General features: G+C 35.5%; 23 protein-coding genes and 1 tRNA gene. 7 read left to right on the top strand and 17 right to left on the bottom strand.

Translation table 11 applies throughout. The features are described from left to right. Positions 1-94: 94 nt before the first annotated feature. The 6 genes from ACRASX_RS05950 to ACRASX_RS05925 form a co-directional block, all read right to left on the bottom strand. Complete coding sequence (locus ACRASX_RS05950; RefSeq protein ID WP_432223071.1) at positions 95-2,194, bottom strand: prolyl oligopeptidase family serine peptidase; 2,100 nt, start codon at positions 2,192-2,194, stop codon at positions 95-97. A gap of 187 nt (positions 2,195-2,381) precedes the next feature. Then, on the bottom strand, positions 2,382-4,589 hold the full coding sequence (locus ACRASX_RS05945) for a TonB-dependent receptor (protein WP_432222742.1): 2,208 nt from the start codon (positions 4,587-4,589) through the stop codon (positions 2,382-2,384). A 243-nt stretch (positions 4,590-4,832) separates the two neighbouring features. Next, positions 4,833-5,183, bottom strand: coding sequence for a hypothetical protein (locus ACRASX_RS05940; protein ID WP_066312614.1), 351 nt, complete (start codon positions 5,181-5,183; stop codon positions 4,833-4,835). A gap of 102 nt (positions 5,184-5,285) precedes the next feature. After that, on the bottom strand, positions 5,286-6,275 hold the full coding sequence (locus ACRASX_RS05935; protein WP_066312612.1) for an aspartate-semialdehyde dehydrogenase: 990 nt from the start codon (positions 6,273-6,275) through the stop codon (positions 5,286-5,288). Positions 6,276-6,434: 159 nt separating this feature from the next. Next, a complete protein-coding gene (gene mscL / locus ACRASX_RS05930) occupies positions 6,435-6,854 on the bottom strand; it encodes a large conductance mechanosensitive channel protein MscL (protein WP_066312610.1) in 420 nt (139 codons plus the stop codon). Positions 6,855-6,942: 88 nt separating this feature from the next. Next, complete coding sequence (locus tag ACRASX_RS05925; protein WP_432222741.1) at positions 6,943-9,405, bottom strand: bifunctional UDP-N-acetylmuramoyl-tripeptide:D-alanyl-D-alanine ligase/alanine racemase; 2,463 nt, start codon at positions 9,403-9,405, stop codon at positions 6,943-6,945. Positions 9,406-9,548: 143 nt separating this feature from the next. Between ACRASX_RS05925 and ACRASX_RS05920 the strand changes: the two genes are divergently transcribed. Next, complete coding sequence (locus ACRASX_RS05920; protein WP_066312601.1) at positions 9,549-10,154, top strand: hypothetical protein; 606 nt, start codon at positions 9,549-9,551, stop codon at positions 10,152-10,154. Between the two features lie 54 nt (positions 10,155-10,208). Here ACRASX_RS05920 and ACRASX_RS05915 read toward each other — a convergent pair whose 3' ends face one another. The 4 genes from ACRASX_RS05915 to ACRASX_RS05900 all read right to left on the bottom strand — a co-directional run bounded on the left by ACRASX_RS05915 (position 10,209) and on the right by ACRASX_RS05900 (position 13,003). Beyond that, entirely contained in the window at positions 10,209-10,907 is a 699-nt protein-coding gene (locus ACRASX_RS05915) for a porin family protein (protein ID WP_432222740.1), read from the bottom strand. Between the two features lie 179 nt (positions 10,908-11,086). Then, positions 11,087-11,458, bottom strand: coding sequence for a LysM peptidoglycan-binding domain-containing protein (locus ACRASX_RS05910; RefSeq protein ID WP_432222739.1), 372 nt, complete (start codon positions 11,456-11,458; stop codon positions 11,087-11,089). 7 nt (positions 11,459-11,465) lie between these two features. Then, positions 11,466-11,939, bottom strand: coding sequence for a BON domain-containing protein (locus ACRASX_RS05905; protein WP_432222738.1), 474 nt, complete (start codon positions 11,937-11,939; stop codon positions 11,466-11,468). Positions 11,940-12,130: 191 nt separating this feature from the next. Continuing rightward, the gene (locus tag ACRASX_RS05900; RefSeq protein WP_432222737.1) at positions 12,131-13,003 is read right to left on the bottom strand and encodes a DUF808 family protein; all 873 of its coding nucleotides are present in this window, start codon (positions 13,001-13,003) and stop codon (positions 12,131-12,133) included. A gap of 430 nt (positions 13,004-13,433) precedes the next feature. Between ACRASX_RS05900 and ACRASX_RS05895 the strand changes: the two genes are divergently transcribed. After that, entirely contained in the window at positions 13,434-14,300 is an 867-nt protein-coding gene (locus tag ACRASX_RS05895; protein ID WP_432222736.1) for an endonuclease/exonuclease/phosphatase family protein, read from the top strand. A 76-nt stretch (positions 14,301-14,376) separates the two neighbouring features. Here ACRASX_RS05895 and ACRASX_RS05890 read toward each other — a convergent pair. After that, positions 14,377-14,461, bottom strand: a tRNA-Ser gene (locus tag ACRASX_RS05890). A 58-nt stretch (positions 14,462-14,519) separates the two neighbouring features. Next, a complete protein-coding gene (locus tag ACRASX_RS05885; protein ID WP_432222735.1) occupies positions 14,520-15,398 on the bottom strand; it encodes a LysR substrate-binding domain-containing protein in 879 nt (292 codons plus the stop codon). 90 nt (positions 15,399-15,488) lie between these two features. On the opposite strand from ACRASX_RS05885, the gene ACRASX_RS05880 reads away from it, so the two are divergent. Further along, entirely contained in the window at positions 15,489-16,727 is a 1,239-nt protein-coding gene (locus ACRASX_RS05880; RefSeq protein ID WP_432222734.1) for an MFS transporter, read from the top strand. A 147-nt stretch (positions 16,728-16,874) separates the two neighbouring features. Here the strand turns inward: ACRASX_RS05880 and ACRASX_RS05875 are convergent, their stop codons facing one another. From ACRASX_RS05875 to ACRASX_RS05855, 5 genes are all read right to left on the bottom strand, one after another. Next, on the bottom strand, positions 16,875-17,906 hold the full coding sequence (locus tag ACRASX_RS05875; RefSeq protein ID WP_066312588.1) for an asparaginase: 1,032 nt from the start codon (positions 17,904-17,906) through the stop codon (positions 16,875-16,877). After that, complete coding sequence (locus ACRASX_RS05870) at positions 17,896-19,032, bottom strand: 1-acyl-sn-glycerol-3-phosphate acyltransferase (protein ID WP_066312586.1); 1,137 nt, start codon at positions 19,030-19,032, stop codon at positions 17,896-17,898. Before ACRASX_RS05870 ends, ACRASX_RS05875 begins: the two co-directional genes overlap by 11 nt. A 64-nt stretch (positions 19,033-19,096) precedes the next feature. Further along, positions 19,097-19,882 (bottom strand): TatD family hydrolase, encoded by a 786-nt coding sequence (locus tag ACRASX_RS05865; protein ID WP_432222733.1) that lies wholly within the window; start codon positions 19,880-19,882, stop codon positions 19,097-19,099. Positions 19,883-20,022: 140 nt separating this feature from the next. Further along, positions 20,023-20,748, bottom strand: coding sequence for a tetratricopeptide repeat protein (locus ACRASX_RS05860; protein WP_432222732.1), 726 nt, complete (start codon positions 20,746-20,748; stop codon positions 20,023-20,025). A gap of 2 nt (positions 20,749-20,750) precedes the next feature. Then, a complete protein-coding gene (locus tag ACRASX_RS05855) occupies positions 20,751-21,335 on the bottom strand; it encodes an RNA polymerase sigma factor (protein ID WP_066312576.1) in 585 nt (194 codons plus the stop codon). Between the two features lie 127 nt (positions 21,336-21,462). Here ACRASX_RS05855 and ACRASX_RS05850 point away from each other — a divergent pair, with 127 nt between their 5' ends. The 4 genes from ACRASX_RS05850 (at position 21,463) to ACRASX_RS05835 (ending at position 25,645) form a co-directional block, all read left to right on the top strand. Continuing rightward, on the top strand, positions 21,463-21,762 hold the full coding sequence (locus ACRASX_RS05850) for a hypothetical protein (RefSeq protein WP_066312567.1): 300 nt from the start codon (positions 21,463-21,465) through the stop codon (positions 21,760-21,762). 66 nt (positions 21,763-21,828) lie between these two features. Continuing rightward, positions 21,829-22,410 carry a hypothetical protein gene (locus tag ACRASX_RS05845; protein WP_432222731.1) on the top strand — a complete coding sequence of 194 codons (582 nt, stop codon included), beginning with the start codon at positions 21,829-21,831 and terminating at the stop codon, positions 22,408-22,410. A gap of 115 nt (positions 22,411-22,525) precedes the next feature. Beyond that, on the top strand, positions 22,526-23,506 hold the full coding sequence (locus ACRASX_RS05840) for a hypothetical protein (protein ID WP_066312559.1): 981 nt from the start codon (positions 22,526-22,528) through the stop codon (positions 23,504-23,506). 186 nt (positions 23,507-23,692) lie between these two features. Next, a complete protein-coding gene (locus ACRASX_RS05835) occupies positions 23,693-25,645 on the top strand; it encodes a PKD domain-containing protein (RefSeq protein ID WP_432222730.1) in 1,953 nt (650 codons plus the stop codon). Positions 25,646-25,732 lie beyond the last annotated feature (87 nt).

Genomic DNA, 25,732 nt, shown 5'->3' with positions numbered 1-25,732 from the left:
AAAGCAGCTTAATTAATACAATTTTATGAAATAACGAATCCTTCTCCACAATCGTAATTTTAATCACAATAATCCCTTTAGATCAACCGCTTTTTTAGTTTTCAAGCAATTCTTTTACTCCCATATTAAATAAAGTAAAGGCTTGCACATCTACATTTTCTTGAATGGTAGCCGCAACAGATTTTCCTGCACCATGTCCTGCTTTCACATCAATGCGAATAAGAACTGGATTAGTTCCTGTTTGTTTGTCCTGCAATTCTGCGGCAAATTTAAAACTATGCGCTGGCACCACTCTATCATCATGATCTCCCGTTGTAACCATTGTTGCGGGATACTGCACTCCTGCTTTTACATTTTGTACAGGTGAATAGGCTTTTAAATAATCAAACATTTCTTTACTGTCTTGTGCTGTTCCATAATCGTATGACCAACCTGCACCTGCTGTAAAGGTATGGTAACGCAACATGTCTAAAACTCCCACTGCTGGCAACGCAACTTTCATCAAATCAGGACGCTGTGTCATGGTTGCCCCTACTAACAAGCCTCCGTTTGAACCACCTCTAACCGCTAAAAAATCACTTGACGTGTATTTTTGTGCAATTAAATATTCTCCTGCAGCGATGAAATCATCAAATACATTTTGTTTTTCCATTTTTGTTCCAGCATCGTGCCATTTTTTACCATATTCACCACCACCACGTAAATTTGGCACCGCATATACACCTCCATTTTCTAACCAAACCGCATTTGCAATACTAAAACTCGGTGTTAAACTGATGTTGAATCCTCCGTAACCGTATAAAATAGTTGGGTTTTGACTGTTTAATTTTAATCCTTTTTTATAAGTAATCATCATCGGTACTTTCGTTCCGTCTTTTGAGGTATAAAAAACTTGTTTAGACTCGTAATTTTCACTCTTGAAATCGACTTTTGGTTGTTGATAAATACTTGACTTACCCGATTTTGGATCGAATGAATAAATAGTCCCTGGAGTTATATAATTTGCGAAAGAGTAATACAATAATTTCTCTTCTTTTTTACCTCCAAAACCACCTGCAGTTCCTAGTGCTGGCAACTTAATCTCGCGAACTAGTTTCCCGCTATAATCGTATTGTTGCACAAACGAAACCGCATCTTTCATGTAATTAGCAAAGATATAGCCACCACCCGTAGTTGGAGTCAATACATTTTCGGTTTCTTTAATAAACTCTTTCCAGTTTTCTGGTTTTGGATTTTGAACATCAACTGTTACAATTTTTTGGTTAGGAGCGTTCAAATCCGTTTCAATAAACAATTTAGTTCCTACGTTATCAATAATTCTACTGCTACTATTAAAATTATCAACTATCGTTACAATAGGGCTATTTGGTGTCTTTAAATCTTGAATATACAATTCATTACCATAAGTAGCGTTTGCTGCAGAAATGACTAAATAACGATCGTCTTCGGTAACATAGCCGCCGACATATCTTCTTTTTTCTTTCAACCCAAAAATAAGGGTATCGTCTTTCTGAGCGGTTCCTAATTTATGAAAATACAATTTGTGTTGGTCTGTTTTAGCAGACAGCTGACTTCCCTCTGGCTTATCATAACTAGAATAGTAAAATCCTTCATTCCCTTTCCACGAAACACCACTAAATTTTACATCTGTAATAGTATCTTCTAATATTTTATGAGAAACGGCATCCATAATAATTACTTTTCTCCAGTCGCTACCGCCTTCAGAAATTGCGTAAGCTACTTTAGATCCGTCTTTAGAGAAATCAACACCGCCTAAAGAAGTAGTTCCATCTTTAGAAAAAGTATTGGCATCTAAAAAAACCACATCTTTACCGTCTTTTCCTTTCTTATACAAAACCGACTGATTTTGTAAACCGTTATTTTTATAATAATACGTTGCTTTGCCCTCGATTGATGGCGCACCAATTTTTTCGTAATTCCACAATTGCTCCATTCGCTTTTTCAATGCATCACGAAACGGAATTTGATCTAAATAATCGTATGTAACTTTGTTCTGTGCTTTTACCCAAGCTTCTGTTTCTACCGATCGATCGTCTTCAAGCCAACGGTACGGATCGGCAACTTTTACGTCAAAATAAGTATCAACCGTTGTTCCTTTTTTACTTTCAGGATAAGAAATTGAGCCGCCTTTTTGATTCTGTCCAAAAGCAGCAGTGGTTGCTGTTACAGCCATAGCAATTAGTAATTTGTTCATTAGTTTGATTTTATGAGTTATAACAAAAATAAGAATTTATGTTAGAATAAAAGTTTTAAACCCCAAAGTTCATCTTTGAAGAACAGAGTAACACTTAAATCCTCAGCTTAATTGAAGTTTTAAATTATTTTGAACACTATTTTTTATAAACTTTCCTTCCAGAAAATTATAAAGTAAAATTTAGTCCTAAAACAATATTTCTTCCAATATTAGGAATACCATCCGTTTTAAGTCGAGAAAGATGCGCTACATATTGTTTGTCGAATACATTATTGGCGTTTAACAAGACATCGAAATTCATCTTACCCAATTGTACCGTTCCTCCTAAACCAAAATTAATTAGGGTATAATCTGCTGATGCTGTTTCAAAACCAGAAACATTATTTTGCTTTAGTGTCGTATTTACATTAAAAGTAGCAAATCCTTCGTTCAGCCAATTTTTTATTTCGAATTCAGTTCGAATCGTATTGTTCCAGTTGTTTGCCGGTATTAAAGGTAAATAAGCACCGTCTTGCTGTTTGGCTGTAACCGTTTCAAAACTAGTTTCAAAATGCAACCAATCTAACGGATGCGGATGCAAATGCAAGCCTACTTCACCTCCATACAAGTGGGCATTATTTTGTGTGTATGCAAAAACGTCGGTAGCGTCTTTAACAGTTCCAGTTGCAGCGGCATATATATAATTATTGATGTGATTGTAAAATCCGTTTACAAAAAACTCAATGTGCGTGTTTTTGTACTCCAAATTCAAATCGGTTTGTACATTTTGTTCAGTCTTTAGCGCGCTGTTACCGACCTCATACCGATTTGTTCCTTCGTGTACGCCGTTTGATGTTAACTCCGCTAAATTCGGAGCTCTAAATCCAGTGGCGACATTCAGTCGCATCGTCAATGCGTCTGCTAAATTAGTTTTGTAACCTAGAGACGCATTAAAACTATCAAAAGATTTGTCTAAAGCTTCAAAATAACCTTCCTCCCCAACTATTCCATGTTCTGTAGCGGTCAATTTTCGATTGTCAAAACGCAATCCCGCTTGTAAAACATGTGAATTCCATTCATAGTTCACAGTACCAAAAGCACCAAAATCATTGGTTGTGGCATTTGGAATTAAAAACTCTTCTCCCAAATTAACATTGGTTTGATGCATTCCTTGCACTCCAACGATAGTTTCAAAATTTCCGAGCTTTGGTACATGATATTTTGCGTTATAGTTCAACGTATTCAACTTCATGTGCAATGCAGCTTCATTACTGTCTTCAAATTCGCTTCGATCGTTTGCAATATATCCCAAATCGAGATCTAGTTTTGAACTTCCAAAATAGATTACGTTGTTCAAGCTCAACAAATGGTTAAAAACTCCTTGACGTGGAAACTCTGGACTTTTACTATGCGATTGTTCTGTAACTCCCTCTTCTGGAATTCCTAAATTTAAAGTATTGAAATTGTACCGCAGAACCGTAGAAAATTTGGTGTTGCTGTATCCAATTCCTGTTTTAAAATCGGTTTCATTGTAGCGCGTGTTAGTCACTCGATCGCCATTTCCAATTTTATAATCAGAATGCATGTTGTACGTTCCTCGTGCTAAAAATCTCCAATTATCGGTAGATGTTTTTAATCCTAACGAAGAATTACTTCCTAAGGTATTACTGAAATATTTTTGGCTGAAATTTTTGGCAAAAGTACCAGCATCCGCAAATTTTTCGGGATTAAAATACAAGACACCTCCTAAAGCATCAGATCCGTATAACAAAGAAGCTGGTCCTTTAATAACCTCAACACTTTCTACTCCAGCATCGTTTAAACCCAAACCATGCTCGTCGCCAAATTGTTGATTTTCGATTCGAACACCTTGCGAATAGACCAAAACTCGGTTGCCGCTCAAGCCACGAATTACCGGTTTACCAATTGAAGTTCCGGTCGACACTTGCGAAACTCCTGGTATTGTAGCCAATCCTTCGATTAATGTAGCTGTTCCCTTTTGTTGCAACGACTTCACACTTTCGTGTTCCACTTTCATAACATTCTGAGATTGCATTTTATTGAAAGGAGTCGACACAATAACCTCATCCATTTCTAGCACAGCTTCTTCCATTTCAATGTTTAAAACCGTATCTTTTTCTAATCTTTCGATGACTTTATTGATGGTTTTGTAGCCTACATACGTAAAAGCAATTCTGAAATTTCCATTGGGTAAATTTATAAAACTGTACGTTCCGTCGCCGTCAGTCGTGGTTCCTTTGTGCAATTCGGGAATATAAACCGAGACTCCCGGTAGTGCTTGTTTATGATTATCGGTAACGGTTCCTGAAACCGAATTTTGCGCATTAACCAATGCTGAGAACCCTAGAAATAAGGCTATAATATATTTTTTCATCTTGTGAATGGTATCGTGTAAATAGTGAATGACAATCAAGTAAAAATCGAGGTTATACTTGATTGAGAATTTTTACAAAGAATCTTTAGATTTCTCGGATCTGTAATCTTTTGAATCTTCTAAATCTTTGTGTGCCAATTTTTTTGATAAAAAAGTATAAGAATAAAAAAGTTTCCTTCGCCAAGCTTTAAAAAACGGCGCAGAACGACAATTTAAATCAACTGATTTAACAAAAAAAAGAATTTAAACTACTGCAGGTGGACCGCGATACGCATACATACTTCCTGAAAACGAAAAAATAGTTTCGGAAGAAGTGAAAAAATAAGGAGTTACATTTTGAAAAGAAAGTGTCTGAAATACAAATTCTGCAGGATTAATATAACTACTAAATGCAAAATGACACACATAACACACCTCTAAAGAATGGTGGTGATGGGTTACTTCGGTATGATTGTTATTGTTGTATTGATGGCGGCATTCTTTTTCGGTAAGCTGTGTTACCAAATGCTCATAACTATGTATCGATTGAAACAGTATTGAGAACAATACGGTCATCGCCAAAGTAAAACTTAGTAGGAGCTGCCTTCTTTTCATTGCCGCCAAAGATAGACAAACATTAAAACGAAAACCACCTGAACCAGTAAATCATAACGATTTATTAACTCAAGTGGTTGTCCTACCATTTTGTTAGTGAAACTATACTAAAGCATTTGCCACTAAGTATTCTGCAATTTGAATGGTATTGGTGGCAGCTCCTTTTCGCAAGTTGTCAGCTACAACCCACATATTCAATGTGTTTGGCTGTGACTCATCTCTTCTAATTCTACCTACAAAAACGTCGTTTTTACCGTGTGCATAAAGCGGCATCGGATATTCAAATTCTTTCAAATTATCTTGCACAACGATACCTTCCGTATTTTCAAGAATAGTTCGCACTTCGTCTACCTCAAACGCAGTCGAAAATTCTACATTGATGGCTTCACTGTGCCCACCTACAATAGGTACACGAACTGCAGTTGCTGTAACTGCAATTGTATTGTCGCTTAAGATTTTTTTAGTTTCATTAACTAATTTCATCTCTTCTTTTGTGTATCCATTTTCTTCAAAAGAATCACATTGTGGAATTGCGTTTCTGTGAATTTGATATTTGTAAGCCAACTCACCATCAACTCCTGCGTATTCATTTTCTAACTGACGAACCGCTTTTACTCCTGTTCCTGTAATTGATTGGTAGGTTGAAACAACCACTCTCTTAATATTATATTTTTTATGCAAAGGTGCCAAAGCCAAAACCATTTGAATAGTGGAGCAATTTGGATTTGCAATAATTTTATCTTCTTTGGTTAATTCGTTCGCGTTGATTTCTGGAACAATCAATTTTTTGGTTGGATCCATTCTCCAAGCCGAAGAATTATCAATAACAGTAGTTCCTGCTGCTGCAAATTTTGGAGCCCACTCTAATGAAGTTTCGCCACCAGCAGAAAAAACAGCAATATCTGCCTTCATATCTACTGCAGTTTGCAGTCCGACAACGGTATACTTTTGACCTTTATATTCAATTTGCTTTCCAACTGATCGCTCTGATGCTACTGGAATTAATTCTGTAACAGGAAAATTACGTTCTGCTAGAACTTGCAATACTACTTCACCAACCATACCGGTGGCACCTACAACCGCTATTCTCATTTGTATATTTTTTTGAGATTATTCTTTAACTTTAAGCAACAAAAGTAAGTATAATAAAAGTGCACACAAGCGTATTCACAAAAAATAACAAATTGTTACAATTACAACAATTAAAAAAACCGCCCTGATATGGAGCGGTTTACTATTTGGTCTATACCTTTATTTATTTTTCAACAAATCTCTAATTTGCATCAATAATTCTTCTTGAGTAGGTCCTGCAACAGCAGCAACTACAACTTCTTGCTTCTTTTTCATTTTCTCAGCAGCTCTTAAAACGATAAATACAAAAAACGCAATGATAACAAAATTGATCGCCGCTTGGACTAAATTTCCATAGGTAATAACTGCTGCATTGGCTACTTTTGCAGCTTCTAGTGTTTCATAATGAACGCCATCAAGCGAAATAAACTTCTTTGTAAAGTCAATCCCTCCAGTTATAACTCCGATAATTGGCATTATCACATCATCTACCGCCGATGAAACGATTTTGCCAAATGCTGCTCCAATCACTACCGCAGTAGCTAAGCTTAGTACATCTCCTTTAAGAAGTGACGCTTTAAAATCTGCAAAAAATCCCATAATTTTCCTGTTTTAAGTTAAAATGTTTCGAAATTTAAAAGTATATAATTTTTGACAATTTTAACTAAAAAGACCACTACAAAATCATTTACCTAAAAAATACTCTCTTTACACGTTGAGAAATACTGGTCAAAATTTCATACGGAATAGTTTGTAAAACCTGAGCCATTTCGACCACTGTTGGGCTTTCTCCAAAAATAATAACATCGTCACCTTCTTCACAATCAATTTTTGAAACGTCAACCATAAGCATGTCCATGCAAATGCTTCCGACAATTCGTGCTTTTTTATTTTTAATTCGTACATAACCTGCTCCATTTCCCCAAGTTCTCGAAATACCGTCTGCATAACCAATTGGTATGGTCGCAATTTTAGTGGTTTCGTCAGCCATAAAACGACGGCCATAACCGACGCTATCTCCTGCAGGAATGGTTCTTATTTGAGAAATAAGCGATTTTAAAGTCCCCACGTTTTCTAAATATTTCTGTTCAGAAGTGTCGTTTGAAACTCCGTATAATCCAATTCCTAATCGAACCATGTCAAATTGAGAATTCGGAAAATTACTGATTCCTGAAGTATTTAAAATATGTCGAATAGGGTTAATTTGTAATTCTCGAATTAATTCAGAAGACAATCTTTCGAACAAATGAATTTGAGCCTTTGCAAATTCATGATGCTTGGGATCGTCACTAGTTGCTAAATGCGACAATATACTTTTAACTTTTACCGAAGTGTTTCCTTTTAAAGTCCCAATTAACTCTTGCAAGGTGTTTTCTTCAAAACCCAAGCGGTGCATTCCCGTATCTATTTTTATATGGATTGGAAACTGGTTTAAATTTTGATCTCTCGCAATTTTTAAAAAAGAAGTAAGTCCTTTTAAACTATAAATTTCGGGCTCTAACTCATGCTGAATGATAGCATTATAGCTGGTTGATTCTGGATTAAGAACCATAATGGGCAATTGTACACCACCGTTTTTTAACGAAATTCCTTCATCGGCAAAGGCCACTCCTAAATAATCCACTTGATGGTGCTCGAGCAATTTGGCAATTTCTAGTCCTCCATTTCCGTAACCGAAGGCTTTGACCATGACCATAATTTTTACATCCGAATCCAATTTAGATTTAAAAAAGTTCAAATTATGTCCAATGGCATTCAAATCAATTTCTAACACTGTTTCGTGAGTTTTCTCTACCAAGCGCGCCACAATCCTTTCAAATTCAAAGGAACGCGCTCCTTTAATTAAAATGGTTTCATTGTCAAAACCAACCGTTTCGATTGCGGCAATAAAATCGGCTGTCGATTCAAAAGTAATGCAATTTCCGAATTTATTTTTGAAGGAAGCTATAGTCTTACCGATTCCGATAACACGCGCAATTTTATTGTCTGTAATTAATTGAGCAACCTTTGTATATAGTTCGTCATTAGAAAAACCACTTTGAAAAATATCCGACAAAATAACCGTTTTCATCGGGTTTTGCTTTTGACTTTCTAGAAAATCCAATGCAATTTTTAACGACTGAAAATCGGAACTATAACTGTCATCAATTATACTGCAATTGTGAATTCCGTTTTTTACTTCCAAACGCATCTGTACTGGGTACAAAAGTGTCATTCGATTTTGAATGGTTGAAATGTCATATTGAAAATGCAGTAATATCAATAAACACGAAATGGCGTTTTCTATCGAGGCATCGTCTTGGAACGGTACTGCAAACAAACTAGACGTATTTTGATGTTGAAAATGAATAATAGTCGAGTTGCTTTGCTTATCGATTCTTTCAATTAAAACTGAAGCTGTTTCATCCGTAAAACTCCATGATAAAAGTGTGCACGAAACAGTGTTATTTACTAAATCACTTAAACACGCATCAACAAGTGCTGATTTTTGATAAATAATTGTTGTTGCATCTTTAAATAAGAGTAATTTCTGATTTATCTTTTGCTTTGTATTTGCAAAACCTTCGTCGTGTGCAGAACCAATATTTGTAAGTACGCCAATTGTAGGCTTCATGATTCGTTGCAAATTGGCCATTTCTCCAACAGTTGAAATTCCCGCTTCAAAAATACCTAGATTGTGTTTTTCATTTATTGCCATAACCGACAGCGGAACTCCCACTTGCGAATTGTAACTTTTGGGGCTACGTATTACATTAAAATCGGGACTTAATAAAAAATTTAGCCATTCTTTTACAATCGTTTTCCCATTGCTACCAGTCAACCCAATAACAGGAAAATTAAAAGTGTCGCGATAATATGCTGCAAAATTTTGAAATGCTTTTAAAGAATCAGGTACAATTAAAAAATTGCAATGTGATGGTTTGTTTTCTGGTATTTTTTCGACTACAAAATTCTTAACGCCATTGGCAACCAAATCAGCAACATAATCGTGGCCATCATGATTAGAACCAACCAAAGCAAAGAACAAGGTCTGTTCTCCATTTTGCAACGATCGGCTATCAATAGAAACGTGATCGAAAGTTAAATTGGCTCCTACTCCAACAAATTCGGCCTGTAAAATTGTTATTGCTTTTTGTAAAAGTATACTCATTCCTTATAATTTTAATCTAATTTAAACATTCAAATTTAAAGTTTCTAAATTAGAAAGTCGTGCTCTTTCGCGTTTTAACTTGAAATCGCGAGTTGATATTGGACATAATTTTTATATTTGTTACATCATCTAAAAGAAAAATAGTGAAAAAGTTACTACCGTTATTTTCGTATTTATTTCATCCAATATTCATCTCGATGTTTTCGGCGCTGTTCTATTTTTTTATGAAGGAAGAGACTTTTTCTGATCAAGAAAAAATGTACGTATTGTTACAAGTCTTTCTCATAACAGTGATCATTCCGTTGCTATTTTTTCTACTATTACGAACTACGGGCAAAGTTGATTCGGTCATGATTAACGAAACTGCACAGCGTAAAATACCGATGGCTTTGCAGTGTTTGCTTTTTATTTTATTGGTCAAGAGAACCATTTTAGTGACACGGTATCCAGAACTACACTTTTTTTTATTAGCTGCTTTATTTGGAACGTTGGGTGCTACTATCTTACTTTTCTTTAAAATAAAAATTAGTTTACACATGCTCGGGATTAGTGCTTTAACCGTTTTTATTGTGGGCTTAAGCATCCATTTACAAATTAAAATGCCCATCGTAATTGCGCTACTCATTTTATTGAATGGAATTGTAGCCTCATCCCGTTTGGTAATGAAAGCACATTCGCCATTTGAACTCACGCTAGGTTGCGCCTTTGGAGTATTTCCGCAGTTGTTGTTTTTATATTTATGGATGTAAAGGAACTAAAGGAATCAGTACAAACATCGATTTTTAAATTCCCAGTATTTTAATTTAAAGAATATAAAAAATTATCCCAAAATTCAAGGTGTTTAAGTTCACTTTTTCTGTGGCCGTATTAGCTGATTTAAACAAATCATTCAAACCATAATACCCATAAATATTCCAAGTATTAAAACCTGTTGCCAAGTAAACGCCGTATTGAAATTTAGTAAAGTCGTCGTTATTGGTTATTTTTAATTTTCCAGTCGCACTTTTTAATACAGACGTATCGTAGAGCAAATAACTCAATTTGACTCCTCCATAAACACGCCAAAAACGATACGTTTCGGGTGTCGAAGTTCTCCAACGAAATTCCAATGGCACATCTATTAAAAATTGCGAAAATTTATTTCGACTAAAATCTTTGGGATCTAGTACCGTATAAATAGCATTTTTTTTATCACCTGTGATCCCCAAGTTTTGAAAGTAATTATTATATGTAAATCCTACACCAGTTGCAAAAGCAATATTACGGCGTTTATTAATTGGCATATCTCGAACGAATCCGCCTGATATTCCTGCAGAAAATCGTTGCTGTTTAAATCCTTCAGGCGCTTCAAGAAGTCTGTTATAAGTCAAACTTAAATAAAATTGATCTTCGCGATACAAAGAGTCAATTTTTACCACAGTAGAATCTTTCTTGCTGATTTCTTCTTGCGCAAAAGCAGACAAAGTGAGTATAAAAAAACAAAAATTTACGGCAAATCGCATATTATTTTGGGTTAGAAGATTCTAAATAATGGTACTTACATAGTACAAAACGAAGATACAAATATAGTTATTGCCAACGCATCACAACAGCGATACTAGATTTTATATCGAAAGTAAAAGGCAAAAAAAAAGTCTGTCTAATTACAGACAGACTTTTTGTGGCAATGAACCTAAATACATTACTTCGCTGGTATTTTTAACTTCCAGCCGGCTTGAATAAGATCTGGATTTTTGATAATATCTTTATTTGCCTCATAAATAGCTTGCCACGAAACGCCGTGTGTCTTTCCTATTTTAGATAGAGAATCTCCACTAGCTACTGTATACTCAGTCGATGCGCCTTCTGCCACTGCAAGATTCAGTACAACATCGGCAGAGCGAAAATCAGGATCAATTTTACCATAGGTCTCCCACAATTTGTCTTTATCGCTTGTTGATTTGGTTGTGCCATCGATATACAACACATTGTCTTTTTCTCTTACTTGTAAATCTGCAACTTCTAATCTGTGTGCTTCTGCCACTAAATCGGCATATTTATTTTGTACACTCATGCCCTTTTTATTTAATTGTTAATTGATTTTCAACTTTTTTAGGATGCAATTCTTGCATACTCTGAATTAATCCAGCCAATTGGTCTCTTTTAATATCTCCTTTTAAGGTAATTACTCCATCCAATACGGTAGCCGTTACTCCAGAATAAGATTGCACGACAGTATTGGCAGAAGAACTTAAGGTACCATCGCTACTGATTTCTACAGGTGCAACCACAACTGGTTCTGATGCAATTTCGCAGTTATTTATTACCGATTTTACTCCTTTTACGTCTTTAGCAATTTTCTCACAGCTTTCTTTACAACTTGCATCTTTACAAACTCCAGAAATAGTGGCAACTCCATCTTTTACGCTTACTTGCATTCCTGGCATATCAGTCATTTTTGCTGCAATTTCTTTTTCAATATCTGCATCTTTTGGAGCACAGGCAACCAGCAAAATGGCCATACTTAAACTCAATAAAATTGATTTAATTTTCATAATTATCTTTTTTTAATATTAATAATTAAAGTTAATAAATTCATGTTTAACAATTTGCAAAATTAAAGTTCTTTTTTAACTGCATAAAACTAGTAAATAACTCTAAAAAATCGCAACGCTTTTTCGCTAATTAAAAGATTGAAAATCAAAAAAGCCCAGTCGTTGAACTGGGCTTTTTAAAATGACTCTAACTATATTTTTAATTTGAATAGCGTAAACAATTTTTTAAAAATTGCTACTACCGCAAACACCAATAAACCAGCAACTAGACCAAAGAACGTTTCCTGCGCAACAATTGGCAACTGCGGCATGAGATGATGCACATATTCAATATTATGTACAAATATTCCTCCTGAAACTAAAATCAAAGCAAGAGTTCCAACAACGGATAAAAATTTAATAATCATCGGCAAAAGCATAACTAATAAAGTGCCTACTTTTGCTAAGATTCCTTTATTATTTGAATGTTTAATCAATTTATAGCCAGTGTCATCCATACGCACAATAAGAGCTACGATGCCATAAACACCAATGGTAGCGATAATTGCAACCACAAAGACAGTCATAATTTGAATGGATAATATTTTTTCTGCAACGCTTCCTAAAGCGATAATTACAATTTCGACCGACAAAATAAAGTCGGTTACTATGGCCGCTTTAATTTTTGATTTCTCAGCGACAGCGGCATCTTCCTCTGTTATCTCTACCGTTTCTAAAACTTCGGGTGCGTGGTGAAAAAAATATTCAATAATTTTTTCTACACCTTCATAAGCCAAGTAAAAACCTCCAATAACCAGTGCGCCGTTTATGGCGGCTGGAAAAAACACATTCAGCAACAGGGCAATCGGAATTATTATTAGTTTATTGATAAAGGATCCTTTGGTAATCGCCCAAAGAACGGGCAGCTCTCTGCTTGACAAAAAGCCAGTCGCTTTTTCAGCATTAACGGCCAAATCATCGCCTAAAATTGCCGCTGTTTTTTGCGTTGCAATTTTACTTGCGACAGCGACATCGTCCATTAACGCAGCAATATCATCTAGAATTGCAAAAATACCTGAAGCCATATTTTTCTTATTTATAAATGTAAAAGTAATTTTTTTTATTCATTTTTATTTATCAATAAAATTGAATACCAATTAAAATTATGTTAATTACGGAACTATCTAACAGCGAAAGTATTGTCTTTTACAATAAAATCTGAAATAAAAATTCTACCAACGATTTAAAATATAATACTATATTGTACTACGTTTGAGGTAAAGTGTAAACCTAATTACGCACTAGTCTCGACGCTACTAAACTTATTTTATTTGCATGCAAACACTACTGATCTGTTTTTCTTCTTTATTATTAATAGCAACTCTAATTCCTTTAGTGAAAAATGAGTATTGGATATTTAGAGTTTTTGAATATCCACGTCTTCAAAAATTTGTATTAAACTGTCTGTGCATCCTCTTTTGGATTACCTTTTTTAAATCAAATCTTATTTTGCATTTGGTATTTCTAGTTTTGATGATTCTTAATGCATCTTACCTTTTATATCTTATTCTTCCTTTTACCAAATTGAGTCCAATTCAAGTGCTAGCCATTACTAAAGAAATTCCTGAGAATGGAATAAGTTTGATGGTTGCAAATGTCTTTCAGTACAATACCAATTATAAAGGTTGCTTAAGCGAAATAGAAAAAGCAAATCCCGATGTCGTACTCCTTTTGGAAACTGATCATAAATGGGAATTAGGAACTGTAGCGCTCGATGAAGCTTTTCCTTTTAGTATAAAAGTGCCACTAGAGAATACCTATGGCATGCTGCTCTATTCGAAATTACCTCTGGAAGAAGCAGAAATAAAGCATTTGGTCGAAGCAGACATTCCGTCTATTCATACTAAAGTTGTACTTCCAAACCAACAAAGAGTTCAATTATTTGCCGTTCATCCTACGCCGCCGGTTCCTACCGAAAATCCTACTTCTGCCGAAAGAGATAAAGAACTATTATTAGTTGCAGAACGTGCCCAAAAAACAGATCTTCCTGTAATCGTAATAGGCGATTTAAATGATGTTGCTTGGAGTTATACGACTACTCTTTTTTTAAAAATGAGCGGTTTGTTGGACCCAAGAAGAGGCAGAGGATTTTTTAATACATTTCACGCCCATTATCCATTTTTAAGATTCCCTCTAGATCATGCCTTTATCTCGGCAGACATGAAACTAAAAAAAATAAAGCGCCTTCAAAATTTTGATTCTGACCATTTCCCAATGTTTATTAGTCTGCAATATGAAAAAAAAGCAAAATTGGAACAGGAACCAATGCAACCTGATGCCGATGATATTGCAATTGCTAATGAGAAGAAGCAAGCTGTTTAATATAAAAAAGCGAATCTCTCTAAATCAAAAAAACCTGTAAATCAAATGACTTACAGGTTTTTTATAGAATTGACCGCAGAGAGAAAGGGATTCGAACCCTCGATATGTTGCCATATACACGCTTTCCAAGCGTGCGCCTTCAGCCACTCGGCCACCTCTCTTTAATGGGCTGCAAAGAACACAAAAAAAATCGATTAAAAAAACAAATTCTGTGCATATTTATGCTTCTACCAATTTCCTAAAAGCATCGATAAAAAGACCAATGGCTTTTTTTTGATAGTCATTTTTAATAGTAATGATATACGACTTCCGTTCGGTTTTAACTCCTGTCAATTCAATAGCTTGAAGGCCGTGCCAACCCTTTAATGCTTTTTCGGTTACAATTGTCGCCCAATCACTGTTCTCTATAATTTGCAACAAGGCATGAATGGCATTTAATTCAATCGGAATTTTCGGACTGATTTTATTCTTTGCAAATAAAACATCCAAAAACTCCCTCGAATTAAATCCTTTAGAAGGCAAAATTAACGGAATGTCTTGTAATTTTTTAAACGAAATGCTCTTCATCTTAGCCATATCATTCGTTTTAGAAACGGCCATTACCAACTTTGAAGTAAATAGTGGGATTTTTTGCATGGGCAATTCAATCTCATAATTAGAAATTACCAAAACCAAATCGAGTTCATTTTTAAGCAATTTCTCTTGCAACGGTTCGGTAGCTCCATACTCCACAATAATTTTTAAATCGGGATATTTATTTGCAAATAATTCCACGACAGGCAGTACTAGTAAACCAAAAATATAGGTCACTCCTATACGCAATTCACCACCAATTAAATTACTCAAGTCATCGATAGCTTGCTTGCCCGATTCTACATCTTCCAGAATACGTTTGGCATGTTTTAAGAAAACAGAACCTGCTTCGGTCAGCTGTACTTTTTTACCAATTCTCAAAAATAGAGGCATGGCCAATTCTTCTTCTAGTTTTTTTATTTGTTGCGAGAGCCCAGATTGTGTAACAAAACAAGACTCTGCCGCTTTTGTAAAATGCAACACATCTGCCAAAGCCACAAAATAGCGCAATTGAAACAATTCCATATTAATAAGTTTAGCTAATCATTATCAGTAAAATTAGTAATTTTTGTAATGATATTATAATTCCGAACTTTGTATCAAACAAAAATAGCTATGTTTAAAGCGCTACGCTCTCCAAATTTCAAACTCTTTTTCTATGGACAATCTGTATCAGTAGTGGGTACATGGCTGCAAAAAACGGCAGTAAGTTGGATGGTTTACAGCATTACGGGTTCGGTATTTCTGTTGGGGCTGGCAACATTTTTGAGCATGATTCCTTCTCTATTTTTAGCACCATTAGCCGGAAGCATTATTGGTCGTTACAACAGACACCGTAGCATGATTATTTTACAATCCTTAGCCATGTTGCAAGCTGGAGTTCTAGCCGTTTTAATCTATCTCAAAATTTACAACATCACCTTTATTTTAGCATTAAGTCTTATACAAGGAATTATTAATGCCTTTGACATGACGTGTCGCCAAACCATGATGGTAGATTTAGTTGACAATGCCGAAGATTTGCACAATGCAGTAGCCTTAAACTCAACATTGACCAACTTTGCTCGAATAGCAGGTCCCGCTTTGGCGGGTATAATTTTGCATCAATACGGGGAAGATATTTGCTTTATAGGGAATTTCTTGAGTTATATTCCGGTCCTTACTTCGTTGGTTTTAATGAAAATTAAACCATTTACCAAGCCAACGGATAAGTTAAATATGATGGATGATTTTATAGAAGGTCTCGACTACGTTAAAAACGAAAGTCAGATGGCAAAAATGCTGCTGATGTTGACCTGCAGTAGCTTATTTGTAATTTCTTTTAACACCTTAATGCCGGTTTTTGCGAAGGATATTTTTAACGGCAATGCGCAAACTTTTAGTTGGTTTGAAAGCGCTGCTGGAATTGGCTCCATTGTTTCAGCCATTTATCTAGCCAATCTAAAATCATCTGCAAACATCGATAAAATCATGATTGGTGCTAGTATTTTACTTGGTATAAGTATTTTGGTGCTTTCTTTATCCGACAGTCTCGTTTTAGCTCTTATCTGTATGGTTTTAAGCGGAATTGGAATGATGGGGCAAACGTCTTCGATCAATATTTATGTGCAAACCAGCAGTTCGCCTCGCATGCGTTCCCGAAGTATTAGTTATTATATGATGGCATATCAAGGAATGATTCCGGTGGGAAGTCTAGTTATTGGTTATATTTCACATTTTATAGGAACGAGAACTACAGTAGCTGCGCAAGGGATTATCTGTCTAATTTCTGTTGCTTTTTATGTGTATTACAAGAGTCATAAAAAAGTAGAAAAAGTAACGATGTGTCCAATTACCTATAAAAATTACTTTTAGATTGCGAACAATCTATGAAAATCAATCCTTTGTCGGAGTGACGAAATTATGGATTTTGACACAGAAGTAAACGAAAGAGATTGAATACTGAAATACATTCAAAAATCTTTTAAGGTTAAGTGCTTATAACAATTTACACAAAATGAGCTAAAGAGAAATTTCGCCGCGAAGTGCAGTTTCAAAGACAGTTTTAAAATTTTCTACTTCTATTTTATGACCCAACAAATACATTAGTTTTGTAATTGCAGCTTCTGTTGTAATGTCTTTTCCCGAAATAACACCTAAATTCTTTAAACCCGTACTGGTTTCGTATTTACCCATATCAACACTTCCGCCCGAACATTGGGTTACGTTGACAACAGGCAAGCCGCTGTCGATCGCTTTTTTTATTAAAGCTAAAAACCAATTTTCGGTTGGTGCATTTCCTGCTCCATAGGTTTCTAAAACAATTCCTTTTAAATCTGGAATAGCCAAAATTGCAGCTAACACCGTTTCGCTTATTCCTGGAAACATTTTAATAATCACAACACGATTGTCTAAGGCCGTGTGCACAAGCAACTCTGACTGACCGCTTCCTTTTAAAAATAAGTTTTTGTTTAAAGTCAGATTTACTCCAGACTCGACCAAATGCGGATAATTTGGTGAAGCAAACGCCTGAAAATGTTCTGCGTTTGTCTTAGTAGTTCGATTGCCGCGGTATAATTTATATTCAAAATACAAACATACTTCACGCAAAAGTGGTTCTCCATTTTCTTGCAAAGAGGCAATTTGAATGGCTGTTATCAAGTTTTCTTTAGCGTCGGTGCGCAAATCTCCAATAGGCAATTGTGAACCCGTAAAAATAACTGGCTTGTTTAAATTTTCTAACATAAAACTCAATGCCGAGGCCGAATAAGACATGGTATCTGAACCGTGCAATACTACAAAACCATCAAAGTCTTGATAATTATCTTGAATACTGGTTGCAATTCGAATCCATTTTTCGGGATCCATATTCGACGAGTCAATTGGTTCGTCAAACGAAACTGTTTCAATTTCGCAATCCAATTGCTTGAGTTCAGGAATACTTTTAAGTAACTTATTGAAGTTGAAAGCCTTCAAGGCACCTGTTTCAAAATCTTTGCTCATACCGATCGTTCCACCAGTATATAGTAAAAGAATTTTGGACTTACAGCTCATCGTAGTATTTTAATTTATTGACCACAGGATTGGCATACATCGCCAAAAATCCTTGTATAGCCACCTCATTTGCCGTATCAATTCTCATTTCCATACGACGTTCAAAAAGCGAGCGTTCCTTTTCTTGATATTTATGAGCAAACTTATTGGTCTTAAATTTAATGTCGTAGGCAATAAAGTTGGTTGGCCACAATTGATAGTTCTTAATAATTGAATCATCAATTACTTGCGCCAAAGCTTGAATTTGCTTGTTCACATTATCGTTGGCTTTACCAATTTTATCAATTTCGGCATCCAGAATCGAACCCACTTGCATGTGAATTCTCTTTTTAGGCCCCATCATACCACTCATGATATTCATGAAGTCTTCATTTTTATCTTTTATATACACCTCATTATTGGCTTCTGCCATTAATTGCGGCATTTTCATGGCATCGGTTGGGTCGTATTCGTATGAAATTGATACAGGAACAATTTTTAATTTCTTAAAATAATCCATTAAATTAGCTTCGTCAGAACCCATTCCGATCATTTTTAAAACACCTGGATTAGTTTCGTCATTTCCGTCTTTCGTTCTCCCTTCGCGTTGAGCGATCCAAACCGAACGATTTTCATGAAACAATAAATGTCCTATATATTCAGATAGTAGTTTAGAGCTTTGCAACATCTCTCTCGGAGACAAACCTCTTAAAACTAAAAAGTTACGATTTAGTTTTGCCAACGTGTTCAAAAATGGCTTTTTGACCAAATTATCCCCTATTGCCGACGCCGTCATTACCAATTTATGCTCATATAAACATACGTTTAATAAAGTCGTGTCTAATAATATATCACGATGGTTCGAAATAAATAGGTATGATTCGTCTTTTTCTAACTTTTCAAAACCTGAAGTCGTTAGTCCTTCCGAACTTTTATCTAATATTTTTTGAATGGTTTGGTATATGAAATTGCATTGAAAATCACGTATCGAATGGGTTCTTTTCAATTGCTCTTTCCATTCGTCGTCTTTCAATTCTGGAAAAGAGAAATTCATCATCGCTTTTAAGATGGGATGATTCGCGGCTTTTTGGAGCACCTCGTTTATTTCTGAATCGTGAAAAGGCCGAATGGCGTCAAATCTATGCATTACTAAATTTTATTTAAAGTGGACAAATGAACAAAAAAAAAACCAAAAAACTAATGTTTGAGTATTAAATCCCAAAAACGTCTTTAGAGTTCTGAGTGGTCGCAGCGCTAATCTCCATTTCTGAAAGGCCATAAATTTCGGCTAATTTCGCAACGACATTAACAATATAACTACTCTCATTTCGCTTACCGCGAAAGGGAACTGGTGCCAAATATGGTGAATCTGTTTCTAACACAATATGACATAAATCAATTTGCTTTAAAAACTGATCTATTTTACCATTTTTAAAGGTAACAACGCCACCTATTCCTAGTTTCATGTTGTACGAAATCGCTTGTAACGCTTGTTCGTACGTTCCTGAAAAGCAATGAAAAATTCCGAACAAGTCTGTCGATTTTTCAGACTCCAACACTTCAAAAACTTCATCAAAAGCATCACGACAATGAATTACGATTGGTAATTTATAGTGCTTCGCCAATTGAATTTGCGTTTTAAAAGCTGCTTTCTGAATGTCTAAAGTCGTTTTGTCCCAGTATAAATCGATACCAATTTCGCCAATACCGTAAAATTTTCGTCTTGCAAGTTCTTTTGTCACATGATTTAATTCTTCTTCAAAATTTTCTTTTACATGAGTAGGATGTAATCCGATCATTAAAAAAATGTTTTCTGGAAAATCTTGCTCCAAATTGTACATGGCTTGCGTAGTTGCAGAGTCAATTGCCGGTATAAAAAAACGAGAAACACCCGCGTTTATAGCGCGCTGAATCATTTCGTTTCGATCTTCAGCAAATTCCTCTGAATATAAATGTGTATGTGTATCGGTAATAATTGTAGTTGAATTCAAACGCATTGTTTTAAAAAAAGCAAAATTACCACAATATTGTTAAAAAGAAAAGTTTATAAAAGTTCTCCAAACAGAAAAGATTCGTAACATCCTAAAATGTTGCGAATCTGTATTCAAATAAAAATTTAAATTCTGTGCGAACTTTCTTAGTTCAATTCCTTTAGCAAGTGCTGAACTTGCTTTTGGTTTTCATAATCGCGTGGTATTGTAACCAAAATTTCCTTGCACGTTTGATAGTCTTTTTGTTTTAATTTGGATAAAGCTAACTGCCAAGTTGCTTTATTTTTATACACAGAAGTTCCCGATTGCAATGCTGTAAAAACAGCTTCGGCTTTGATAAACTCATTTTCTTGCAACAATGCAACGCCATAAAAATATTGAATCTCAGCAGAGCTTTTCTCTTTTAATATTGTTTCAAAAACAGGAATTGCCTTCTTGTAATCTTTCGTATTAAAAGCTTGTTCGGCTTGTTTTAATTTGGCACTGCTCTCACTTCTTTCTGTAAAGGAAGCCTGTTCGTGCCGATTAAAATCGTCAAAATTTGGATTCGCATTTTGATTGAAAAAAAACAGTCCAAACACAACAACTACCGAAGCCGCAGCGGCATACAACCAAGGTTTAATGCTAATCGCTTTTGATTTTTTAGAATTAAAATGACTTTCAGCTATGCATTTTACGTTTTCTTTAAACGCTTCGCGTTCTTCTGCTATTCCAAATTTATGTTTCAACTGAACATTCATTTCTTTAAAACTTTCCAATTCGGATGCTAAAACTTCATTCGTCGCTACTTCACCTTCAAAGCGAATGCGTTCTTCAACCGTCATTTCATTTTGAAGGTAATGATCAAACTGTGTGTATTTCTCTTCGTTCATGACTAGTTGTTTTTTAGCGATTTAAAGTTTTTAGATTCCCGAATCCATTGTGTTAATTGACCGATACACAGCGATTTTTTCTTACGGACATAGCCGTAAGTGACATGTAACTTCTCAGCTACTTCCTCCATTGATTTCATAGTGAAACTTAACTTCAACAACTCTTGGCATTTATCTCCTAACTTTTGAAACATGGCATCAAAAAGTTGCTGTTTTTCGTCAAATGCTTCTGCTTGTTCGACCAATAGGGATGCAGATTCATTTATAGATGCAACTTCTTCATTAATTGTTACCCCTTTATTCCCTGTCTTTTTCAATTCATTAAGCCATTTTCTTTTGCACAACAAAAAAAAGTACGCATCAAAGGGGCAAGTCAGCTGCAACGTTTTTGCTTTAGCCTGATTAAACATCAACATCATAATTTCTTGCACCACATCTTGCGCCTGATTTTCATCTCCCGAATTATTCCTGATGTATGACACCACTTTAGGAACAAACTTTTTATAAATAGATTGAATAATTGCCGAATTATTCTCTGCAAGTCCTTCAATATACATTTGGTCGGGATGAATTGTGCTATTTGCCATATTAAAAATTATATACGAATGTAAAAAAAAGAATCTACACTTAATTCATTCGTCAAGGGTAACAATTTCTGAACCGAATTGATATAATAACACAAGCATCTGATTATCAATTTAAAATTACAAAAAAATGGAAAGCTACCAATTTACCTCGATCAGCAGTTTTGACAAATTTCAACAAGCACTTTCTAGTAAAATTAGAAACGGATTTGTGATCATAGAGCAAAATGACAAATTACCTTATGTGGTTTTATCTCGAAAGAAAAAGCAAATTGATTACACCTTTCATATACTGATGACTTTATCCACTTTGGGGTTTTGGTCTGTGGTTTGGTTTTACGAAATTATCACGGCACATCAAAAAAAAGACATTTTAGTAGCCGTCGACGAAGACGGAAATGTCTTTGAAGAAAAATGTTTTTCAAAATAAATTAAAAAATGGGGTAACAATTACATTACTCATCCCATCTGTTAGTACAACCTTAAATTAAAAATCATGAAAACACTTAAAACTCTTCTATTATGTCTGGCAGCTATTTCGATAATTAGCTGCGACGATGACAACGACCCAACCAATAATGTTTGTGATACTGCTTACACTGCTACATTAATCAACAGCGCATTTTCTACAGCGAATGGTTACGTCGATCAAGTAACGATGGATTTGGCAACACATGAGTATTCGATTCAGATTAATGCGGATGGTGAAATTTGCACTATTGGCTATCAAAATCCTAGCTCCTACACCGGCGGCTACACTATGGAAGTGATTAATACCACTGCAAATACAAGCTATTCTGGCATACATACCTTCTCTCAAGCTGCGCTGGATTACCAATCAATTACACCTGTAATCGTACAAGCAGGCGACATTATAAATGTAAAAAGAACCATTCTTCCTGGTTTTACAAGCGACCAAACCATAGGTCGTATGTTTACAACCGCCACTTATTCTAACATTGCTTATCCAATTACAGAAGGAAATGTAGTTTTTTTAGGCTCTACTTTTTACGGAACGGGTGGTCCAAACGTAAATTTTGGCCAACCGTATATTCCACTAGGTTTCAAAGTAAATTAAAAAAAGGGGTAACAATTTTAAATCCCAATTGATATACTGATATAAAATAAATTAACAACCAGAATCTGAAAACCAGCTGAAGACTTTCAGTTCAGATTTACAAAAATTAGAAATCATGAAAACCAACTTTAAAACAATCGGATTATTATTTTTGCTCGTAGCAACTTTCGTTAGCTGTGACAACAGCGACACTGACGATAACACGCTAATTCTTCCGCCAACTGCAGCAGCATTCAAAGGAATTCAGGAAAACGGCATTAAAAAAAATACGCAAAACTTTACAATCAATGCAGGCGAAGGAATGGTGTCCTTTACTACTAAGAATGGTGTAAAAGTAAGCATCAATGGAGACTGCTTGACCAAAAACGGAAGTCCAGCAACCGGCGCCGTAGTCATTGAATACATTGAGCTTTTTGACAAAGGAAACATGCTAATTACCAACAAACCAACTATGGGTTTTTTGCCTGACGGAAAGAAAAAACTACTTTTATCTGGCGGTGAATTCTTCATCAAAGCCACTCAGGGCGGCGTACCATTGGCAACCACCTGCAATATCAACATGATTGTTCCGACTGCTTTGACCAATGGTTTAGACACCGCTATGATTTTATGGAATGGTGAAATCGACGAAGATGGCGAATTAGCATGGAGAGAAGCAAATGGTGATGGTGCCAACGGCCAAGGTGGCGTGAAAGGCGAAACAGATAATTATTATGTAAGCTTTGGTAATTTCGGCTGGACAAACGTCGATCGTTTTTACAGCGATCCAAGACCTAAAACGTCACTTTTAGTAGCCGCTCCAACAGGTTACAATAATACCAATAGCGCCATTTATTTGTCGTACGATGGAGAAGGAACTAATGCGCTTGCCAAATTAGATACGTACACAGCTCAAGGATTATTTAGCGAACACTACGGTCAAATTCCTATTGGGTTAAAATGTCACATTATTTTCGCAACCGAAGATCAAGGTCAATGGCGCTATGCGATCAAAGCCGTTACCGTTGCCGCTGGAGATGTTTATACTTTTACTTTAAATGAAACGGCACTCGCTTCAGAAGCACAAATGGTAACTGCAATCAATGGCATACAATAACTTACAAAACTCTTTTTTAAGGAAAAGTGGTGATTTGCTCATCACTTTTTTTTACATTTAGTCGGTTTTCAACTTAATGATACTGATTTTCAGAAGCTAATCCTGCTGTCCACTGTATCTTTTATCCCGAAAAAGAATCGGGACAAAAGGATGCCGCTTCCATCAGGGCTAAAAAACTCCTCGTCCATGAAAAAACTTTTATACTGTTTCCTAATTCTATCATCAGTGATGGTTCTGGCACAAACCAAAGTAAAAGACACGCTAACCCGAAGAGCAAAAATCACTTACGATCAAAGCGGAAATCAGGTTTCTTTTAAACCCGAAACACCGCCGTTAATTCCTATCTCTGGCGCACCAAAACCCAGCTATTCTTATTTATGGGAATTTGGCGATGGCCACTACAGCAAGCAAGCTGAACCAAAACACGTTTATAAAAATAAAGGAACATACACCACCAAACTTTCTGTAACCAACAATTACGACAACGGAAAACCACCCGCTACTAGACCTAAAAAAGTAGTTATCAATGATGTCCCAGATCCAAATTACAAAGACATTGCATCAATTGCAGATCAAAACGGATTTGCAATTCTAAAAAATTGTGATCCCATTCCTGATCAAGAAATGATCGTTGTAGTTAGTTACGAAAATATGGAAAATTATGTAACAAACGGAAAGCTATACTTATTTTACAACGAAAAGCAATTCAAAAACAACAACTTCGAATTACTTGATTATACAACACATGCCAACGAACGCGAAGTGCAAGAAAACACTATCGCTGTTGTACGTGATTTAGATGACACGCACTACTATTTGGCTTCAGCCGACAGTAATTTCAAAACCAAAAAACACAAAAACACAACTACCGAAGAAGATTTGGATGCCAGTCTAACCGAAGCGCATCAATTGTACAATAATGTATCTATTTTAGAAATGGACGAATCGGATCCCGGCGCAACACATAATGTTTTTTATACGTTTAAAACAACGCCTGAAATGATCAAAGATACCAGCGCAACTGTGACCATGCGCGGTATTTATGTTCCGAATCGAAATTACAAAAATCACAAGACAAAAAATCTTGAAATGGAAATTGTAACGTCTCATGATCCCAACAAAATGGGTTCCAACGGAAGTTTTATCAATTACCGATTGGTGCGTTATAGAAGAGTACAATTTAAAACCCGTTTCCAAAATAATGGCGAAGGCCCAGCACGAATGATTCGGTTAGAAACCGATATCCCAGATATGTTTGATAAAAAAACCTTTAAAATTGAAGGAATGTATCCCGAGTGCCCCATTTGTCCAAAAGAAGAAGAGCCAACCGTAAGTTGTCTGGACACCATAATTAAACAAAAACAAATTATATTTACGTTCAAAAATATTTATTTGCCCGGAACCGAACAAAAAAATGTACGAGAAAAAGACAGCACCAAAGGCTTTGTAAAATATTCGATGAAGTTTAACGAAGACTTTCATAAAGTAAAAACCAAAAGTCGCACTGCTATTATTTTCGATAAAAACGATCCCATAATTACCAACTATGCCACCACCCGATTTTTACCTGGCATTTCAATTGGTGCAAAAGCGGGTTATAATTTATATGCAGACCTTAACGATGCCACGAGTTATTTTGTCGGTGCGACCATTTCTCCGTTCAAATCTTACCGCTTTTACTGGCAAGTCGAATGGATAAATAGTTTGAATAATTACGAAAGCGCGACCAAGATAACAGATGAAGTTGTTGTTGATCCAAAAGGAAACAAACAGAGACAACGCACGACGATCAACTCAGAAAACAAAACTGTTAATTGGGAAATTCCCGTTCTTATTCGATACAACATCAACAATTACATTGGAATTGGCGCGGGATTGCAAGCCAACTTAGATATTTTGAAAGAACAAAATCAAAGCATCAAAATAGAAACCTTCGAAGGAGATTCGGATAAATACATTATGAGTACGCAAGTCGCTGATCAAACCTTAAAAAACTCTTTTGCCGATGTAAAAGCAGGGTTGTTAATTGACCTAACCATTGGAGCAGCGCGAATTGGACCCAGTCTAGGTGCGAGATACGTCATCAACTTCGAACAAAATTTCAATTACTTTCAGTTCTATGGCATTTGGAAGTTTTAATTGTCTTGCAGAAAATCGCAAAACAAAAGAAGATTTGCTAAGTTTATAAGTTGTTATCTTTCGTTTGATAATTACCAACATCCTAAT

Source organism: Flavobacterium sp. TMP13 (genome assembly GCF_050847115.1).
Lineage (GTDB): Bacteria > Bacteroidota > Bacteroidia > Flavobacteriales > Flavobacteriaceae > Flavobacterium.
The sequence above is the reverse complement of the archived record's forward strand: the minus strand, read 5'-3'. Positions and strand labels throughout refer to the sequence as shown.

Bases quoted from the DNA above. Each gene is read 5' to 3' on its own strand.
- ACRASX_RS05935 (WP_066312612.1), bottom strand. From the start codon at position 6,275: ATGAGAATAGCGGTTGTAGGTGCCACCGGTATGGTTGGTGAAGTAGTA.
- ACRASX_RS05855 (WP_066312576.1), bottom strand. From the start codon at position 21,335: ATGGCAAATAGCACAATTCATCCCGACCAAATGTATATTGAAGGACTT.
- ACRASX_RS05950 (WP_432223071.1), bottom strand. From the start codon at position 2,194: ATGGCTGTAACAGCAACCACTGCTGCTTTTGGACAGAATCAAAAAGGC.
- ACRASX_RS05910 (WP_432222739.1), bottom strand. From the start codon at position 11,458: ATGAGTGTACAAAATAAATATGCCGATTTAGTGGCAGAAGCACACAGA.
- ACRASX_RS05840 (WP_066312559.1), top strand. From the start codon at position 22,526: ATGAAAACCAACTTTAAAACAATCGGATTATTATTTTTGCTCGTAGCA.
- ACRASX_RS05900 (WP_432222737.1), bottom strand. From the start codon at position 13,003: ATGGCTTCAGGTATTTTTGCAATTCTAGATGATATTGCTGCGTTAATG.
- ACRASX_RS05875 (WP_066312588.1), bottom strand. From the start codon at position 17,906: ATGAGCTGTAAGTCCAAAATTCTTTTACTATATACTGGTGGAACGATC.
- ACRASX_RS05880 (WP_432222734.1), top strand. From the start codon at position 15,489: ATGTTTAAAGCGCTACGCTCTCCAAATTTCAAACTCTTTTTCTATGGA.
- ACRASX_RS05945 (WP_432222742.1), bottom strand. From the start codon at position 4,589: ATGAAAAAATATATTATAGCCTTATTTCTAGGGTTCTCAGCATTGGTT.
- ACRASX_RS05925 (WP_432222741.1), bottom strand. From the start codon at position 9,405: ATGAGTATACTTTTACAAAAAGCAATAACAATTTTACAGGCCGAATTT.
- ACRASX_RS05850 (WP_066312567.1), top strand. From the start codon at position 21,463: ATGGAAAGCTACCAATTTACCTCGATCAGCAGTTTTGACAAATTTCAA.
- ACRASX_RS05905 (WP_432222738.1), bottom strand. From the start codon at position 11,939: ATGAAAATTAAATCAATTTTATTGAGTTTAAGTATGGCCATTTTGCTG.
- ACRASX_RS05835 (WP_432222730.1), top strand. From the start codon at position 23,693: ATGAAAAAACTTTTATACTGTTTCCTAATTCTATCATCAGTGATGGTT.
- mscL (WP_066312610.1), bottom strand. From the start codon at position 6,854: ATGGGATTTTTTGCAGATTTTAAAGCGTCACTTCTTAAAGGAGATGTA.
- ACRASX_RS05865 (WP_432222733.1), bottom strand. From the start codon at position 19,882: ATGCGTTTGAATTCAACTACAATTATTACCGATACACATACACATTTA.
- ACRASX_RS05940 (WP_066312614.1), bottom strand. From the start codon at position 5,183: ATGAAAAGAAGGCAGCTCCTACTAAGTTTTACTTTGGCGATGACCGTA.
- ACRASX_RS05885 (WP_432222735.1), bottom strand. From the start codon at position 15,398: ATGGAATTGTTTCAATTGCGCTATTTTGTGGCTTTGGCAGATGTGTTG.
- ACRASX_RS05860 (WP_432222732.1), bottom strand. From the start codon at position 20,748: ATGAACGAAGAGAAATACACACAGTTTGATCATTACCTTCAAAATGAA.
- ACRASX_RS05870 (WP_066312586.1), bottom strand. From the start codon at position 19,032: ATGCATAGATTTGACGCCATTCGGCCTTTTCACGATTCAGAAATAAAC.
- ACRASX_RS05915 (WP_432222740.1), bottom strand. From the start codon at position 10,907: ATGCGATTTGCCGTAAATTTTTGTTTTTTTATACTCACTTTGTCTGCT.
- ACRASX_RS05845 (WP_432222731.1), top strand. From the start codon at position 21,829: ATGAAAACACTTAAAACTCTTCTATTATGTCTGGCAGCTATTTCGATA.